Genomic DNA, 16,927 nt, shown 5'->3' on the forward strand with positions numbered 1-16,927 from the left:
GCCCTTCCTTGCCCGGGATCACTCATTCGCCCGTTAGCGCTTGATATTGATAGCCGTCTGCAACATACCATCAGAAGTTGTAATGGCCTTCGAATTGATCTCGTATGCGCGCTGACCAACAATCAACCCGACCATTTCATCCACCATCTCAACGTTGGACCCCTCAAGAAAGCCCTGTGCTATCGTGCCGTAGTTTTCATCACCGGGCGTACCGGCGACGGCATCACCGGAAGCTTCACTTTCCCGATAGAAATTACGCCCGGTAGCAGTCAGGCCAGCTGGATTCTGAAAACGATAAATTTGGAGATCTGCTTCTGCCAACGCAGTTCCATCACTGTCCAACGCCGAAATAGTGCCGGTATCAGAAACGACAACGGAAACGGTTTCGGGAGGGATTGTCATCTCTGGCTGAAGAACATATCCTCCTGCAGTAACGATCCGCCCTTCATTGTCCAATTTAAATGAACCAGCTCGGGTGTAGACATCTTCACCGTTCATATCGACAAGAAAAAACCCCTCCCCCTCAATGGCGAGATCCAAGGAGTTGCCAGTATTCTGAAAATCCCCCTGCGTAAAAAATTTATGCACGCTCACAGGGCGAACACCCATACCAATTTGCATACCGACCGGAAGTCTCCCACCGCTCTGGTTTTCAGTCCCCGCAATCTGGAGAGTCTGATACATGAGATCTTCAAATTCCACGCGGCTTTTTTTGAAACCGGTGGTATTCACGTTGGCCAAGTTGTTCGACAGGGTGTCGATATGCTTCTGCATGGCGACCATGCCGGTCGCGGCAGTCCAAAGGGAACGCATCATAACTGGTAACCTCCTGCTTATCCGGTAATACGAGACAAGCTTTGGATCATGGTCTTGTCGAGTTGATCCGTGCCTTGAATCATTTTCGTATACATCGTGAACGAACGTTGTGTTTCAATCATCGAAACCATCTCCGTGACGACTTCCACATTGCCTTTTTCAATAAACCCTTGCTGCACAACAAGATCATCAGGCGGGACAACTTCGGCAGCTCCTTCCTGAGCACGATAGAAATTCCCACCAACCCGCTCCAACCGCCCGATATCGTCAAATGTAACGAGATCGAAAGAACCGGTCGGATTGCCATTGACGGAGATGTTGCCACCTTCATCAACGCTTAATTTGGCACCGGGGGGCACAGTCAAACTGCCGCCAGAAACCATCACGGGAGTCCCTTGCTCAGTCACCAGAGTGCCTGTGGAATCCACAACGAAATTCCCGGCTCGGGTATAGAGCATTCCACTTGGAGACTGCACTTTAAAAAGCCCCTCTCCACTCAATGCAATATCAAGTTGGTTTCCCGTTTCCTGCAAACTTCCCTGACTGAAGTCGATTGTTTGCTCTGACAAACGAGGCTTTGCCATGATATCTGGACGCGGAAACATATCCTTGTCTCGCAGATAAGATTTTGTCGTAACAACATGATCATGTGCAAAACGGGTAAAGACATCATGAAAGGCCATAGTGTCTTTTTTATAAGCGGTTGTGTTCACGTTCGCCAAATTATTGGCGATCGTTGACATCCTCATTTCATTGGATAAAGCCCCGAAAATGGCGCTTAAACTACTATCTCGCATAGTATGTTCCTCCTGTTCGACGAAGGATTTGCACTATGCATGCCAAGAGCTGGACTCATTTGAAAAACGAGAGTATCTACTCTGCTTCCTAATCAGTCTCTGACTTCCAATAGAGCAATCCCGCACTCTCTTGCCTGTTGACATTCAAATTGTATGTGTATAAATAAGCTCGTTTCCAAGCGGGTGTAACTCAATTGGTAGAGTGTCAGCTTCCCAAGCTGAAAGTAGCGGGTTCGACCCCCGTCACCCGCTCCAATGCCTTGCGCAAAGTTTGCAAATGCAGCTTTGCGGGGTTCGCGTAGGTGAGCTCGGGCTCACCTTTTTTATTTGTATTTCAGGAGATTATCCAACATGCGCAAGACTTTTGAAGAGAAATTGACCGAACTTGTCCGCCCAGAGGTGGAAGGGCTCGGTTGTACCCTCTGGGGACTGACCTCTCCCACAAAAGGTAAAAAGCGTGTTATAAGGATATATATTGAAGGTGAAGAAGGCGCGACAATTGACAAATGCGCCAGGGTGAGCCGCCAGGTCGGCCTCATGCTCGAAGTCGAAGATATTATTCCCGGAGCGTTTATTCTTGAAGTTTCTTCTCCCGGACTCGACCGACGTTTTTTCTCCACGGAGCAAATGAACGGATATGTTGGGCGCACGATAACTGCCAGGGTTCACGAATCCGTGGAAGGTCATCGTAAGTTTACCGGAAAACTCAAGAGCATTGAAGAAAACGCCTTTACACTGAACATGGACAACGAAGACGTTACCCTGCACTGGATCGACTTGAAGGTTGTCCGGCTGGTACACGAATTTTAGGTTATACCACCTGGTAACACAGAGATAAAAGCACTCTTCATCGACGCGGCCGGGCCGATTAGCATGAGGAGCGGAGGTTTGATCATGTCGGAGCTGAAAAAAGCCATCGACCAGATTAGCAAGGACAGAGGCATTGACCGAGACCTGCTCATCGACACCCTCGAAGAAGCGGTTCGTAGCGCAGTCGCTCGCAAATATGGCGAAACCATGGATATCGAAGTTGCCTTCAATGAAGACAACGGAGAAATCGAAGTCTTTGAATTCAAGGTTGTCGTGGAAGATGTGCACGACCCCATCAGCGAAATTTCTCTGGAGGACGCACAAGAGCATGACCCCAATGCCCGTATTGACGATGAGATGGGTTTTCCCGTCAAAATCGAAGATCTCGGCCGGATCGCTGCTCAGTCCGCCAAACAGGTGATCATCCAACGCATGCGTGATGCGGAACAGGAAATCATCTTTGAAGAATACAAGGACCGCGTGGGAGAAATTTCCAGCGGTATCATCCAGCGCCGTGATCGCACGGGGTGGATTATCAACCTTGGCCGTACGGAAGCACTACTTCCCAAAGACGAACAGATTCCCCGCGAACGATACAAACGCGGCGATCGCGTCCAGGCCTATATTATTGATGTCCTGAAGGAATCACGCGGCCCTCAGGTCGTTGTTTCCCGTTCACACCCGGACTACATGATTGAACTCTTCAAACGCGAAGTTCCGGAAGTTGCGGACTCCACAGTCAAAATCATGGGTGTTGCTCGTGACCCGGGCCTCCGCGCCAAGGTTGCCGTCATGTCCCGTGACCGAGACGTCGATCCGGTCGGTGCATGTGTTGGTATCCGGGGTTCCCGTATCCAGAATGTGGTGCAGGAACTCAAAGGTGAACGAATTGACATCGTCGTCTGGAGTCCAGACATCGCAATGTATGCCCAACATGCCCTTTCCCCTGCTCTGATATCCCGAATCACTGTGGATGATGAGGAAGAAGCATTGGAAGTGGTTTGTCCTGATGATCAGTTGACACTGGCCATCGGTCGCAAAGGTCAAAACGTCAAGCTGGCAGCCAAACTTTTGGGATGGAAGATAGACATCTTCACTGAATCTCGTTACGGCGAACTCAATGCAGCCCGTAAAGGCATGGATCAGATTGCAGCCGTGGCCGAAGTCTCTATGGAAAACTTCATCAACGCCGGTTTCGAATCTTTGGAATCCATCGTCAGAGCCTCGGATGAAGACCTCCTTGATGTGAATGGCCTGACCGAAACCAAGATCGCGGATGTTCGAGTGGCAATAAACATGCTCGCCCCAGGCATTGTTGATGAAATTAAGGCTGAAGAACAGGCCGAAGAGAATTTCGAAGCAGCATCTGTCGACGAGAAACAAGAACTCGACGAAGGTGAGATACACGAGACGACCGAAGAGGACGGAGCCGAAAAAGAGGCTGCCGAGGTCGTGGAAGAAACTGAAGAGGAATCCGAAACTCCCGCCGATGGCGAGGAGATGAAATAGACGCCAATCAAGGGCGATTCACTCTCGAGGCAGGTATGAACAAAGATCCTGTGCGAATGTGCGTCGTTTGCCGCCAGCGGTATCCCAAGAGGGACCTTGAGCGGTATGTGTGTCCGGATACCATGCTGGAACTGGAAACGGACGGTCCGGTTCCGGACCCGGGAAAGACAAGACCGGGACGTGGTTTTTATATATGCGTCCAGGCCCGATGCAGGGAAATTTTCCCGAAAATGATCAAGGGCCTGATGAAAAAACGCAAGGGGGATTATCGATGACGGCAAAGGTTCGGGTAGAAGACTTGGCTGCTGAGCTTGGACTCAGCAACAAGGAGATCATACAGCAGCTTCGCGAGATCGGTGTTCAGGCCAAAAGCCAGAAAACCATGGTCGAAGACGAAGATGTGGACCGCCTCAAGGCGGAGATGAAGAGTGGGAGCGGCGGCAAAGAAGTTCGTCGTGTAACCGACTCTGGTGTCATAGTCAGACGCAGACGTAAAAAGAGCAAGGACGCCGTTGTCGAAGAAGAGACAATGGTTCAGGAAGAAATAGCAGAAACTCCGTCCGAAGCCGAAACAGCCCAGGATATTTCTTCTGAAACTCCCAAGGACGAGGCTCCTGCTCCTGCTGAAGAAGTGACCGCTGAGGCAGAAGCCCCCGAAAAGGCTGCCGAGGTTCAAACAAAGAAACCAGCCGTCAAAAAACCGGCCAAACAGTCAGCTCCGCAGGTCAAGATTATCAAACCTGCTGTGGACCCGACTCCTGAAGTTATAGAACCAGAAGTCCCTGAGGCCAAGGCTGAAGCAGCAGAAACTCCTGTGGCAGAAACTGTGGCAAAAGAGGCCGCCCCCGAACCCGCGCCTGAGAAAGCCGAAGCAAAGCCTGTCGTCGTGGATACTCCTGAAGTCAAGTCCGCCCCCAAAGTAGAAGAGACGCCTGCAGCAGAAGAAAAGCCTGCTGCCAAGTCGAAAGCTCCGCACGTTGAGGAAAAGACAGCCAAAGACGACAAGAAGAAAAAGAAAAAGAAAAGAAAAGAGCCAGAAGCTCCTAAAGTTAAAATTATTTCCATGCCTGACCCCAATGAGGTTAAGGCCCGTGAAGCTGCCAAAGCGATGTCGCAGCCTGCTCGCCGCAGTGGCCCGGGTCGCCCCGGCGGCGGTCGTCCCAATGATGGACGTCCCGGAGCAGGACGCCCCGGAGCAGGACGTCCTGGTGGAGGTCGCCCTGGAGGACCAAGGCCGGGTGCCGGTCGTCCCACAGGAGGTGCGCCTGACCCACAACCACCAATGCCTGATGGCCGCAGCAAAAAGAAAAAAGGCAAAAAAGATCGCCGAGTGGTAGAATTTGCCACCGGAGGTCGCGATAAGGGAGGTCGTTTTGATGACGATTTCCAGGGACGTAAAGGTCGCAAGAAAAAGGGAGGCCGTCGGCAGCAGCAAGTTGAGCAGCCACAGGTCACTCCGATGAAGGCAGCCAAGCGCAAAATCAAATTTGATGAAGCCATCCGACTTTCTGATATGGCTCACCAGATGGGAACCAAAGCCCAGGATCTTATCAAAGCTCTGTTTGGTATGGGAGTCATGGCGACGATCAACCAATCCCTTGATATTGATACTGCTTCACTTCTTGCCAGCGAATTTGGGTACGAAGTTGAAAACGTTTCTTTTGATGAGTTGGAATTCCTGGCTCCTTCCGAAGTGGATAAAGAAGAAGATCTCAAGTCTCGCCCTCCTGTGGTAACAATCATGGGACACGTCGATCACGGAAAGACCTCTTTGCTGGACGCAATCCGTTTATCCAATGTCACGGACGGTGAAGCTGGCGGTATTACTCAGCATATCGGTGCATACCATGTGCAGACAGCCAGGGGCGAAATTGTCTTCCTGGATACACCTGGTCATGAAGCATTCACGACCATGCGTATGCGTGGAGCACAGGTAACTGATATCGTCATTCTCGTTGTTGCTGCCGATGACGGCGTCATGGAGCAAACAAGAGAAGCTATCAGCCACTCCAAGGCTGCAGGCGTTCCCATCGTTGTCGCTGTAAATAAAATTGATAAAGAAGGAGCTAATCCTGACAACGTCAAGCGAGAGCTTGCCGAACAAGGACTGGTTCCCGAAGACTGGGGTGGAGACACCATCTTTGCCCATGTTTCCGCAAAACAGAAAACCGGGCTTGATGAACTGCTTGAAATGGTTTTGCTCCAGGCAGAAGTCTTAGAGCTTAAAGCCAACCCAGATAAGCCGGGACGAGGCCACATCGTTGAAGCTCGCCTGGATAAAGGGCGCGGCCCAGTGGGCACCATGCTCATTACCGAAGGGACCATTAATCAGGGCGATAGCTTTGTTTCTGGTGTTCATTTCGGTAAAGTCCGCGCCATGTTTGACGATCAGGGCAAGAAGCTCAAAAGTGCCGGTCCGGCCATGCCTGTGGAAATCCAGGGTTTTGACGGATTGCCTGAAGCTGGTGACGAACTCTTCGTTGTTGAAGAGGAAAAGGTTGCCCGCCGCATTGCACAGTCTCGCGCCATGAAACAACGTGAGAAGATTCTATCTTCCAAGTCCAAGGTGACCTTGGAGTCATTCCTGGCTTCCAAGCCGGATGACAAGGCTCAGGATCTTAACCTGGTACTCAAAGCGGATGTACAGGGTTCACTGGAAGCTGTTACTGAAGCCCTTAACAAGCTGTCCACCAGCGAAATCAAGATCAATGTTGTTCACGGCGGAGCCGGTGCTATCACTGAATCAGATATTCTGCTGGCCGGTGCATCAGAGGCTATTATTATCGGCTTCAATGTGCGACCGAATCTGAAAGTCAAAGAAATCGCCGAGCATGAGGGCGTTGAAGTTCGATTCTATGACATCATCTACAAGTTGGTGCAGGAAGTAAAAGACGCCATGAGCGGCATGCTCACTCCTGATATCGAAGAAGTCTACCTTGGCCAGGCCGAAGTTCGAGAGACCTTCAGCGTTCCCAAGGTTGGTATCATCGCAGGTTGCTTCGTGCCGGACGGAAAGATTGTCCGCAACTGCAAGGTTCGCCTGCTTCGCGACGGTGTTGTTATATACACTGGCGCAGTCAGCTCCTTGCGCCGCATGAAGGACGACGTCAAAGAAGTTACTAAAGGATTCGAGTGCGGCATTGGACTTGAAAAGTTCAATGATATTAAAGTTGGAGATGCTATCGAAGCATTTGAAACTAAAGAAGTTGCCCGTACTATCGACTAGAAATATGACATTTAAGGCGGGCGACTCATTGCATTAATGGGTCGCCCGTCTTATTTTATTTCGGTAGAATCCTGTTGTTAGGCGTCCTGATGCTCCCATAGAGATCAGACGTTCATGAAAAATTACAGTAAAGCCTTCCCACTGCCTCCACAAACGTCAGACTCGACAATAAAAATCTGACACATCATGAATAGTGAGCACAGAGAGAGTGACTTTACGTGTGTAATTGAACCGCTTGAATGCTGTAAAACCAGCACTAGCGATTGAGGATATTTTTATGAAAGCATCCAGTTCCCGCCGCGCTGTCCGTATGGGTGATCAAATTATGCGAGAGGTTGCGACCCTCCTGGTAGAAGAAGCACAGGATCCCCGTTTGCAACTGGTGACCCTGTCTGGGGTTCGCATGAATGCCAACCTGCGCATCGCTGAAATATTTTATACTGTTTCAGGCGATGCCGAACACCGTCGAAAGGTGCAGACCGGGCTTGAGAAGGCCTCGGGTTTTCTTCGTTCTCACATTGGGCGGAGACTGAAGCTGCAATTCACACCTGAACTCAGGTTTGTTTTCGATGATTTCCTTGAGGACGTGGTCTATGGAAAGTCAAATTCAAATGATTAGCGACCAGATAAGAAACGAGGATGATTTTCTCGTTGTCTCACATTACAATCCCGATGGAGATGCCATAGGGTCGACCTGTGCCATGGGGCACATTCTCCAATATCTCGGGAAAAAATTTACCCTGTATAACATATCCGGTGTGCCGCACCGATACGACTTTGTCGGAAAACCTGCGCCAATAACATCCACCCTTCCGGCAACGCTGCCAAAGTGGACGATAGTCCTAGACTGTGGTGCTCTGGATCGAATCGGTGAAGATTTGCTCGCCCGTCTTGACGAAACCACAATCATTGATATCGATCACCATCTCGGAAATGGAGACTATGGTCGATTCAACTGGGTTGATGTCCGTCAACCAGCCGTCGGTTCCATGATGGCCGTCTTGGCAACGCATCTGGGCGTCCCTATTATTGATGGCTTGGCTGAATGTATTTATCTGGCCATTGCAACAGACACCGGTTTCTTCACGTACGGTTCAACCACCCCGGAATCACTGGAGCTGGCCGCCCAAATGCTTCGGCATGGGCTGGATATGCCACGCATGAACAAAATGATCACGAAACAGTGGACCGAAGCCCGTATGCGCCTCTGGACCGAAGTGATGGCAAGCGTGGAACTGTATGCCGATAAGCAAATAGCTATTGGGGTCATAACTCAGGAAATGTTCGAGAGGACAGGCACAACCAGCGAAGACACAGAAAGTATTATCAATTTCATAAGCCGCCTGAAGACAGTCCGAGTTTCAGTCATTCTTCGTGAAGAAGCTCATGAGAGCTATAAATTCAGCCTGCGTTCCTACGGCAATGACAATGTCCAGCAGATGGCGGTCCGCTTTGGCGGTGGTGGCCACAAGAATGCTTCAGGGGGGACACTCGAGGCCTCTCTCAAAAACGCTATCGAAATGTTGGTTGACGTAATCAGCGGTTCATTGGATAGGCCTTAGATGGGTAACAGACGCAAAAAACGCAGCCCGGAACAACGTGATGGTCTGCTGGTACTCAACAAACCGTCAGGGCCGACCTCAGCCGATTGCTTGAATGACATCAAACATCAGCTCAAACAATTCAAAATAGGCCATGCCGGAACCCTTGACCCACTTGCTTCCGGCGTCCTTTTGGTTATGCTGGGCAACGGAACCAAGTTGGCACCGTATTTGAGCGGCGCGACAAAAACCTATTGTGGTACTTTTCGATTGGGAATAACGACTGACACCCTTGATATTCAAGGGAAAACAGTCTCCGAAACCGAAGTCACAGCCACTAAAGAAGATGTCGAACGTGAAATTTTATATTGGAAAGAGTTGACAGAACAGGAAGTTCCAGCCTATTCGGCTGCCAAACATGAGGGTAAACCGTTGTACTCTTTGGCCCGAGAGGGCAAGGAAACGCCGGTCAAGATAAAGCCCATTGTTATTTCTCATGTGGAAGTGCTAGACGTGCAAGCGAAGGAAGCTTCGTTCAGAGTCAGTTGTTCCGCCGGTACCTACATACGTTCCCTGGTCCACAGCTTGGGGACACGAATAGGGTGCGGCGCAGTGTTGACTAGCCTGAACCGCGAGCAGAGTGAGCCTTTTGGGCTCGACCATACTCACACCCTCGCAAACGTCCTGGAAAATCCGGAATCTTTTTCGGATAAGGTTATCCCCCTCGGGGAAACCCTGCCTCACTGGCCTCGGTTTCACCTGACAGAACCACTTGCCGGTCTCGTAAAAAACGGGGCTTGGCTTCCTGTCAATGATGAACCAGGTGAATTGCTTGCCGGTGTCCTTGGGGATCGAGCCATGATACTTGACCATCTCGGTTCACCGCTCGCATTGGTAGAGGCAAAGATACAGGACAATATTCTCAAATGGGGAATTCTGCGAGGTTTATGGAGTCAGGGCTGAACCCGCTCCTTGCCACGATCTGGCTCATTATAAATAAACACTCTAGCTAGGAGGATATCGCTGTGGTGATGACTGCTGAAGAAAAACAAAAGATTATTGACGAGTACAAGACCTGTGAAGGTGACACCGGCTCCCCTGAAGTTCAGGTTGCCTTGCTGACCGCACGCATTCTGTACCTGTCCGACCATTTCAAAACCCACAAGAAAGACCATCATTCTCGTACAGGTCTGCTGAAACTTGTTGGCCAGCGCAGGAAACTGCTTAAATACCTCGCCAACAAGGACGTTCAGCGTTATCGTGACCTTATCGCACGTCTCGGCCTGCGCAAGTAGTTCTTTTACAATTGAGTTTACGGGGGAGACTGCGGTCTCCCCCACATCGTATCATCACTCCCTGCGGCGGAGCCGTCTTCGGTTTCGTTTATACCTCTTTCGCACAGTTTAGTTGGCTGCGGAAGGCGTTTTTGGCTTATGCCATCAACTGCTCCAAAAGCTCCTCCCCAAGCCGGCTAACCCATCAGAGGGTCTTACGCAGGAAGTGATCAACCTATTACATTTAATATGTAGGAAATCACTATGACAATGATTCCATTTGATGCCACAAGTGTCACCGCCAAAGTCGGTGACATCGACATCACAATTGAAACGGGTAAATATGCCCGCCAAGCCAGTGGAGCTGTGACCATCACCTCTGGCAAAACCACTGTTCTGGTCACTGCCGTGACCCAACCCCTGGCAATTGATCGCGGCTTTTTTCCGCTGACATGCAATTATCAGGAAATGGCTTATGCCGCTGGTCGCGTGCCGGGCAACTACTTCCGCCGAGAAGGTCGCCCTTCTGAACATGAAACTTTAGTTTCCCGTCTCATAGATCGCCCCATTCGCCCTCTTTTCGCTGATGGCTTTGCCGATGAAGTTCAGATCATCGCCACTGTTCTGTCTGCTGATAAGAGCGTCAACCCCGACGTCCTGGCTTTGACCGGTGCTTCAGCCGCATGCCACATATCCAAAATGCCTTTCCTCGGCCCCATTGTCGGTGCTCGTGTGGGATACGTGAACAATGAGTTTGTTCTCTACCCCACTTACAAGGGGATTGAAGAAGAATCCACACTGAACCTGGTCTTCGCCGCAACACGTGATGCCATGGTCATGGTTGAAGGTGGAGCCAAGTTCGTCAGTGAAGATATCATCGCTGATGCTTTGGCATGGGGCCATGAGCAGGTCGCTCCTCTGTTCGATATTCAAGACGAACTGCGCGAGAAAGTTGGCGTTCCCAAAATCGAAGTTGAAACTCCTGCTCAGGATGCTGAACTCGTCGAATTTCTGGGAGACTTCATCACCGCTGATCTGGAGAAGGCTCTGACTACTCCGGAGAAGATGATCCGCTATGCAGCCAAGGATGCTGCAAAGCAAAAGGCCAAAGATGCCGTCGCAGATAAATTCCCCGAAGATGAAGCCAAGCTGAAAGCTGTGGGCGATGTCATCGGAAGCATGACCAAAAAAATCGTCCGCAACCGCATCGTCAAAGAAGGGTTGCGTATTGACGGTCGTGACACGACCACAGTCCGCCCGCTGTCCATCCAGACCGGCGTCCTGAGTCAGACACACGGTTCCGTTCTGTTCCGCCGTGGTGAAACCAGCGCACTGGCTGTTGCCACCCTTGGTTCCACGCGCGACGAACAGCGTTATGACTCCCTGCTTGGAGATGCCACCAAGCGCTTCATGCTGCATTATAACTTCCCGCCATATTGTGTTGGTGAAGCTCGCATGCTTCGCGGCACCTCTCGTCGTGAAGTTGGTCACGGAGCCTTGGCTGAACGTGCCATCTCCCCAGTTCTGCCCAATGCCGAAGACTTCCCGTTCACCATTCGTGTCGTCTCCGAAATCATGGAATCAAACGGTTCCTCTTCCATGGCATCAGTATGCGGCGCAACCCTGTCCCTGATGGACGCAGGTGTGCCTATCTCCGAGCCGGTTGCAGGTATCGCCATGGGGCTGTGCAAAGAAGACGACCAGTACTTTGTCCTCACAGACATCCTCGGTGATGAAGACGCACTCGGCGATATGGACTTCAAAGTCGCAGGAACCCGGGATGGCATCACCGCTATCCAAATGGACATCAAGATCGCTGGTATCCCCTCAGAAGTCTTGAAAAAGGCACTGTACCAGGCAAAAGAAGCCCGGACACATATCCTGGATCATATGGGTGAAGAGCTTGCCACACCACGTAAAGAACTCTCTGAGTTGGCTCCGCAAATGGCCGTGGTTCACATTGATCCCGAGAAAATCCGCTCTGTCATCGGACCCGGTGGTAAAAATATCAAGGCAATCACAGCTGAGACTGAAGCCGATATCGATATCGAAGATTCCGGCAAGATTTCCATCTTTGCCCCGACTCTGGCTTCCATGGAAAAGGCCAAGGAAATGGTCCTCTACTATGACCAGAAACCAGAGCCTGGCAAGAACTACCTCGGTACTGTTCGAAAAGTTCTGGAAGTCGGAGCACTGGTCGAAATTTTACCTGGTCAGGAAGGTATGCTGCATATCTCCCAGCTTGATTTCGAGCGGGTGGAAAGAGTTGAAGACGTTGTTCAACTTGGTCAGGAAGTATGGGTCAAGTGCATCGCCCTTGAGCCTGGCGGACGTATCCGTCTGTCCCGCAAGGCATGGTTGATGGAAGAAGCCGGACAGGAAGTCAACCTGGATGACTTCAAACGTCCAGCTCCTCGTGGCGGAGATCGTAACGATCGTCGTGAGAATAATCGCGGACGCCGCGATAACAACCGCGGGCGCCGTTAACCCCAGCCCCTAAGAGACCCACGCCCCATTTCGACAAAGTTGAAATGGGGCGTTTCCTTTTCAGTCTCAAATTTAAAATCATTTTTTCAGCCCCCCTCTTGCACACCGCAATTAAAACAAGCATTTCATAGCCCCTGCCAATAGACGAAAGCGTTCTCTCATGGTATTTTTCTGTGAAAGGAGGAGTCCTATGGCGGAGGTAGTGATTTATGGTAAACCAGCTTGTCCACATACCCAAAAAGCATTGAATGCCTACCCTGAAGCAGAATTCAGGGATGTTCTCGCCTCTTCCCAATTTTTGGAAGAATCATTGCATTTTTCAGGTGGTCAGCGGCGAATCCCTGTTATCCTCAAGAACGGTGAACCTTCAATCGGTTTCAATGGCGGCTCATGACATATTTAAAATATCTAATTCGCTGGGTAGCGAATAAAAAGCGGTCTTTCCCATTCGGAAAGACCGCCTTTTTAATCCTCAAAATACCGAAAAAGCGCTAACTGACGAGTATGCCGGCATACCCTACGACTTGTGCCAAATCACCGGTAACATCACCCGATGTTGTATAGCCGACCAATTCTCCTGAGTGAGCTCCTAATACACGAGCCGCAACTAACCCACATGTCATAGGCAGAACACCGCACATGGAAATACGTTTTTCCCGCACTGTGGTAAAAAGGGCGAGCGGGTCTAACTCCACACACGCTTCCAAGGCCATGGAATCCATTTCCTGGGCTTTTTCGTGTGAAATATAATGGCTCATATCTGAACTGACAATGATTGATACAGGGCGTTCAAATGCCTGAATGACGTCTCCAATGGTCCGACCAATCTCCTCCATTGCCTCAAATCGATTGGCGGAAAGAGCGATAGGAACGAACGTTGTATCAGGATTCATATGCTTGAGAAAAGGCAAAACGACTTCCAACGAATGCTCTCCGATATGTGCTTCTGTATCCGCTGAAAGCATGGAATTACTTTCTAGCAAAACTGTTGCCAGACTTGTATCAATAGGAACATTTCCACCAGGAATAGCCCATTCGCCTTCAGGCCACAGGGAAAATTGTTTTCCTCGCCCCGTATGATTCGGGCCAAGAAGCAAGACAGTCGAGGCAAGAGACGCAGTCCCTAATGTCTGCCCACAAAGAGCGCCTGAATAAACATATCCGGCGTGAGGTACCATTGCCAGGATTGTCGGTTCTGTTCGTCTGACAGCACCAGACAAATAACCGTCCAATACCGTGTTCAATCTTGTTGGATCAGCTTCGTAAAAACGTCCAGCGACAACAGGCTCTCTGTGCATGTATCCCTCCGTTTTCCGGTATTCGAATTATTGAGGGGCAGGTGCGTATTGCTGCACCTGTTGCTCAAGGGCATAAGAATCCAAAGCGGATTGAGCCAACTGCGCCTGAAGTGTCTCTGGTTTCTTTTCTATAATGTCTTCAAGCAACTGCTTCCATTCGTCAATAGCCCCGGCTTTACGATAAATTCTTGCCAGTTTAAAGCGAGTAGAAGCCCACTCCGGGTTATCCACATCGATATAATTATCATACTCTTTGGCCCATTTGAGAGCCTCGGAATACCGTCCAGAGCGCTCGGTAGCATAAATGGACATCAAAACGGCATCCTTGATCTTCTCTGGATCGCCACTGGTTTGCAACAACAAAGAAAGCGCCTCCTGGGCATAGACAAACACCTTACGAAGGTCCTGACGATCCATTGCAGCCTTGGCCATGTAGTACATCGCATAGGCGCGGAAGGCAGGAGCCACCTTCATGTCCTTGGCAAGATCAGCCCACATGGCAAGAGCCTTATTCGCTTCACCAAGATTCTGAAGCGACATGGCGCGGGCATAGTCTAGCTGTCTGAGCTGCGCAGGCTTGAGTTTCCAATTTTTCTTTGCCATGGCGACCAAATCCGCAATCTCTGACCATGCAAGTTGATCGAGATAGATATTGACAGCAAGTCCCAGAGCTTCTTCTGACAATTCAAGGCGCTGCTTTTGAGTCAAAAACGGCTTGATAAGTTCAAGGGCTTTTTCCGGCTGACCGACTTTCCAATAACTTGTTGCAACATTCAACCGTGTTGAGTCATCAACCTTGGTATCTTTCTTTCCGATGAAGTCATACGTTTCCCAATACCTGACAACCCGACCGTAACGCCCTTCCTCCACCATCCCCGGAACGGCCAAGGCAAAAACTGAATCTCCCAATTTTCTGGCACGATCAATCAAAGGACTCGCAGGATATTTATCAATAAAATCCTGCGCCGCAGCCAGTGCTTCTGGATATTTCTTATTAAAGGCATACCACATGGCAAGTTTCAACTGCGCTATGGGAGCCAGAGGACTCTGAGGATGTTCTTCAACAATCTCTTTGTATATATTCTCCGGCCGCTTATTGTAGGGTCTATCAAAGACCGTCGCCATTTCAGACATAGCCGGTTCATCATAAATGCCCTCTTCCGCCAAACGCATTTTTGAGACCAACCCACCATCTTTATCCGGGAAATCCTTCACTGCCTTTTGATAAATCTGCTTGGCGGCGTCCTGCTCCTTCTCCCGAATGTAGATATCACCGATCTGCGCAAGGACAATATCTGCGCCTTCAGCTTCGGGATTCAGGTTGTAATATGTAAAATAATGATTTTTGGCTTGTTCCCACTTTTTGAGCTTCATTTCGACGCCACCAGCCAAACGCAGGAATTGGGCATTTTCCATGTAATAATCCGGCCACCGTTTATCGATGTAATCAACAATCTGAAAAGCCTGATCAGTAAAGCCTGTGCGATTAAGTGAGTCTGCCAGATAATAGGCTGCGGGCTTAACCAATTCGTGTTCAGGATATGTCTGGATTAAATATTGGAACTGATCGGCTGCTTTTTTATAATCACCTTTTTTATAGTAGTATTCACCCCAATAGTAGCTGATAGATGGAATATTATCATCATCCGGGAATTTATCCTGTAAAATCTTAAAATATGCCTTGGCTTCCGGGAAATTGCCCACCTGCAAATTAAGCAAGCCGAGATTAAGCAGAGCACGGGGTAATCGAGTTGAACGCAAATTGGAGTTCATTGCTTCAATAAAAGACTGAGAAAGCTCATCATAATGAGCTTCTACATCATCACTGTGGACCTGTTTTTTGATGTCAGCTATGGCATAGAGAGTCTCTTCACGAACATCGTCAGGAACTCCAGGCTGCTTGAGAATATCTTCGAACATGGTCAACGCATTTTCCAATGCACCATTAAACATCATGGATTGAGCTTCGTACAATTTGTCCCTGATGGCCTGCAGACGAGCCTCTTCAGCCAAAGTTGCGTTGCTCGCCTCCACTCCATCCCGCCCTTGGATATCTTGACCAGAAAGACCTTGGTCTGTTCCATTTTCAACCTTAGCTTGAGGATCAATGGCCTCGACAGATTGGTTCTCTGCCGAAGGTAAGGGTCTTCCTTCTTGAAGTGCCATCTGCTGTTGAATTGTCAGATTTTCAGCAGAAGGAGCGACACTTTTACTGGCCTCAGCAATCTCCTCTTGCGTGGGTTGTGGTGGAGGAGCGCCCTCAACCACTGTCGGGGGCGGAGATACTCGAACACTTTGCCCACCTGAAGGAGGTGCAATGGTAACAACCACTCCACCTTCTGGAGATATCTCGGCCCCTTCTATCGGTTGAGCACCCTCATTGACAGCTCGTTTCTGCTGTATATTCCCCGAATTTTCCACAGGTGGAGCAATGGAAATCCCAACTCGCCCATCCTGATTCGGGGAATCGGGCGGAGGTCCAATATTCATGCTGACCTGCCCATCTCCATCAGTTGCAACACGGGGTTGTGCCGGAGGACCCTCTATAACCGCCCTTTCAGAAACATCCGCAGGAGGTGTCACTTCTGGCTCAGGCGAAGCTTCTTGAGACTGAGGTAAGCGAATCTTAACTTGTACAGGGCCCCCTTCCGGCCTTGCCTGGCTTTGCGATTGTGTTGGATTTGCCGTTGGCAAAGGAATACGCGTCTCGGACGAATCCACAACAACATCTGGACTGACTCTGTTAACAGCCTGCGAACCGGAGTCTCCTGACTGAGAAGCATTGTTCGGCTGACTTGCTTCAGGCTGGGAAGTTCCAGGCGGGGACACCTTGGTTCGTACCGAGTAAGGGACCGAAAAAAAAGGCTGGCGTTCCTCTGATTCTGGCGGCAAATCAACTTCGCCCTGAGGCTGAGTAGGACGAGACTGTGCTGCTTGTTCTCCAGCCCCTGCAACAGGCTGGCTTGAAGGAGAATTCGATGCTAAACTTGATTGTTCCACCTGAATTTCCGGCTGAGATGATGACCTTTGGGGAGACGATTGAGCAGCAATCGAGTCTGAAGACTTGGTCGCTGTATCCGTTCCCTGTTGTGAGGTAGGAGCCTTCCATCGTGCCCCATAAGCATCACGATAAACTTGTACAACAAATTCGGATTTTCCTGGAGATGGC

General features: G+C 50.1%; 14 protein-coding genes and 1 tRNA gene. 11 read left to right on the top strand and 4 right to left on the bottom strand.

Annotated features, from left to right (window positions below):
• Positions 1 to 33: 33 nt before the first annotated feature.
• Together flgG and flgF are read right to left on the bottom strand one after the other, a co-directional pair.
• Complete coding sequence (gene flgG / locus BN4_RS03900) at positions 34 to 816, bottom strand: flagellar basal-body rod protein FlgG (RefSeq protein WP_015414052.1); 783 nt, start codon at positions 814 to 816, stop codon at positions 34 to 36.
• Between the two features lie 17 nt (positions 817 to 833).
• Positions 834 to 1,613 (bottom strand): flagellar basal-body rod protein FlgF, encoded by a 780-nt coding sequence (gene flgF, locus BN4_RS03905; protein WP_015414053.1) that lies wholly within the window; start codon positions 1,611 to 1,613, stop codon positions 834 to 836.
• A 179-nt stretch (positions 1,614 to 1,792) separates the two neighbouring features.
• Here flgF and BN4_RS03910 point away from each other — a divergent pair.
• The 11 genes from BN4_RS03910 to uxx1 all read left to right on the top strand — a co-directional run bounded on the left by BN4_RS03910 (position 1,793) and on the right by uxx1 (position 12,854).
• Positions 1,793 to 1,868 (top strand) — tRNA-Gly (locus BN4_RS03910).
• Positions 1,869 to 1,964: 96 nt separating this feature from the next.
• Complete coding sequence (locus BN4_RS03915) at positions 1,965 to 2,423, top strand: ribosome maturation factor RimP (protein ID WP_015414054.1); 459 nt, start codon at positions 1,965 to 1,967, stop codon at positions 2,421 to 2,423.
• Positions 2,424 to 2,507: 84 nt separating this feature from the next.
• Complete coding sequence (gene nusA, locus BN4_RS03920) at positions 2,508 to 3,932, top strand: transcription termination factor NusA (protein WP_015414055.1); 1,425 nt, start codon at positions 2,508 to 2,510, stop codon at positions 3,930 to 3,932.
• Positions 3,933 to 3,967: 35 nt separating this feature from the next.
• Positions 3,968 to 4,207, top strand: coding sequence for a YlxR family protein (locus BN4_RS03925; RefSeq protein ID WP_015414056.1), 240 nt, complete (start codon positions 3,968 to 3,970; stop codon positions 4,205 to 4,207).
• The gene (gene infB, locus BN4_RS03930; RefSeq protein ID WP_015414057.1) at positions 4,204 to 7,158 is read left to right on the top strand and encodes a translation initiation factor IF-2; all 2,955 of its coding nucleotides are present in this window, start codon (positions 4,204 to 4,206) and stop codon (positions 7,156 to 7,158) included. Before BN4_RS03925 ends, infB begins: the two co-directional genes overlap by 4 nt.
• A gap of 277 nt (positions 7,159 to 7,435) precedes the next feature.
• Positions 7,436 to 7,777: a 30S ribosome-binding factor RbfA gene (gene rbfA / locus BN4_RS03935; RefSeq protein WP_015414058.1), complete on the top strand. Its 342-nt coding sequence runs from the start codon at positions 7,436 to 7,438 to the stop codon at positions 7,775 to 7,777.
• Positions 7,752 to 8,720, top strand: a complete 969-nt coding sequence (locus tag BN4_RS03940; protein ID WP_015414059.1) for a DHH family phosphoesterase — start codon at positions 7,752 to 7,754, stop codon at positions 8,718 to 8,720. The genes rbfA and BN4_RS03940 overlap by 26 nt, the downstream gene beginning before the upstream one ends.
• Entirely contained in the window at positions 8,721 to 9,662 is a 942-nt protein-coding gene (gene truB, locus BN4_RS03945) for a tRNA pseudouridine(55) synthase TruB (protein ID WP_015414060.1), read from the top strand.
• A 62-nt stretch (positions 9,663 to 9,724) separates the two neighbouring features.
• Positions 9,725 to 9,994: a 30S ribosomal protein S15 gene (gene rpsO, locus BN4_RS03950; RefSeq protein ID WP_015414061.1), complete on the top strand. Its 270-nt coding sequence runs from the start codon at positions 9,725 to 9,727 to the stop codon at positions 9,992 to 9,994.
• A 243-nt stretch (positions 9,995 to 10,237) separates the two neighbouring features.
• Complete coding sequence (gene pnp / locus BN4_RS03955) at positions 10,238 to 12,460, top strand: polyribonucleotide nucleotidyltransferase (RefSeq protein ID WP_015414062.1); 2,223 nt, start codon at positions 10,238 to 10,240, stop codon at positions 12,458 to 12,460.
• 190 nt (positions 12,461 to 12,650) lie between these two features.
• Positions 12,651 to 12,854: a UXX-star selenoprotein family 1 gene (uxx1, locus tag BN4_RS03960; RefSeq protein WP_015414063.1), complete on the top strand. Its 204-nt coding sequence runs from the start codon at positions 12,651 to 12,653 to the stop codon at positions 12,852 to 12,854.
• A 97-nt stretch (positions 12,855 to 12,951) separates the two neighbouring features.
• Here the strand turns inward: uxx1 and amrB are convergent, their stop codons facing one another.
• Together amrB and BN4_RS03970 are read right to left on the bottom strand one after the other, a co-directional pair.
• Entirely contained in the window at positions 12,952 to 13,758 is an 807-nt protein-coding gene (gene amrB, locus BN4_RS03965; protein ID WP_015414064.1) for an AmmeMemoRadiSam system protein B, read from the bottom strand.
• Positions 13,759 to 13,785: 27 nt separating this feature from the next.
• Positions 13,786 to 16,758 (bottom strand): tetratricopeptide repeat protein, encoded by a 2,973-nt coding sequence (locus BN4_RS03970; protein ID WP_231856572.1) that lies wholly within the window; start codon positions 16,756 to 16,758, stop codon positions 13,786 to 13,788.
• Positions 16,759 to 16,927 lie beyond the last annotated feature (169 nt).

Source organism: Pseudodesulfovibrio piezophilus C1TLV30, from assembly GCF_000341895.1.
GTDB classification, from domain to species: domain Bacteria; phylum Desulfobacterota; class Desulfovibrionia; order Desulfovibrionales; family Desulfovibrionaceae; genus Pseudodesulfovibrio; species Pseudodesulfovibrio piezophilus.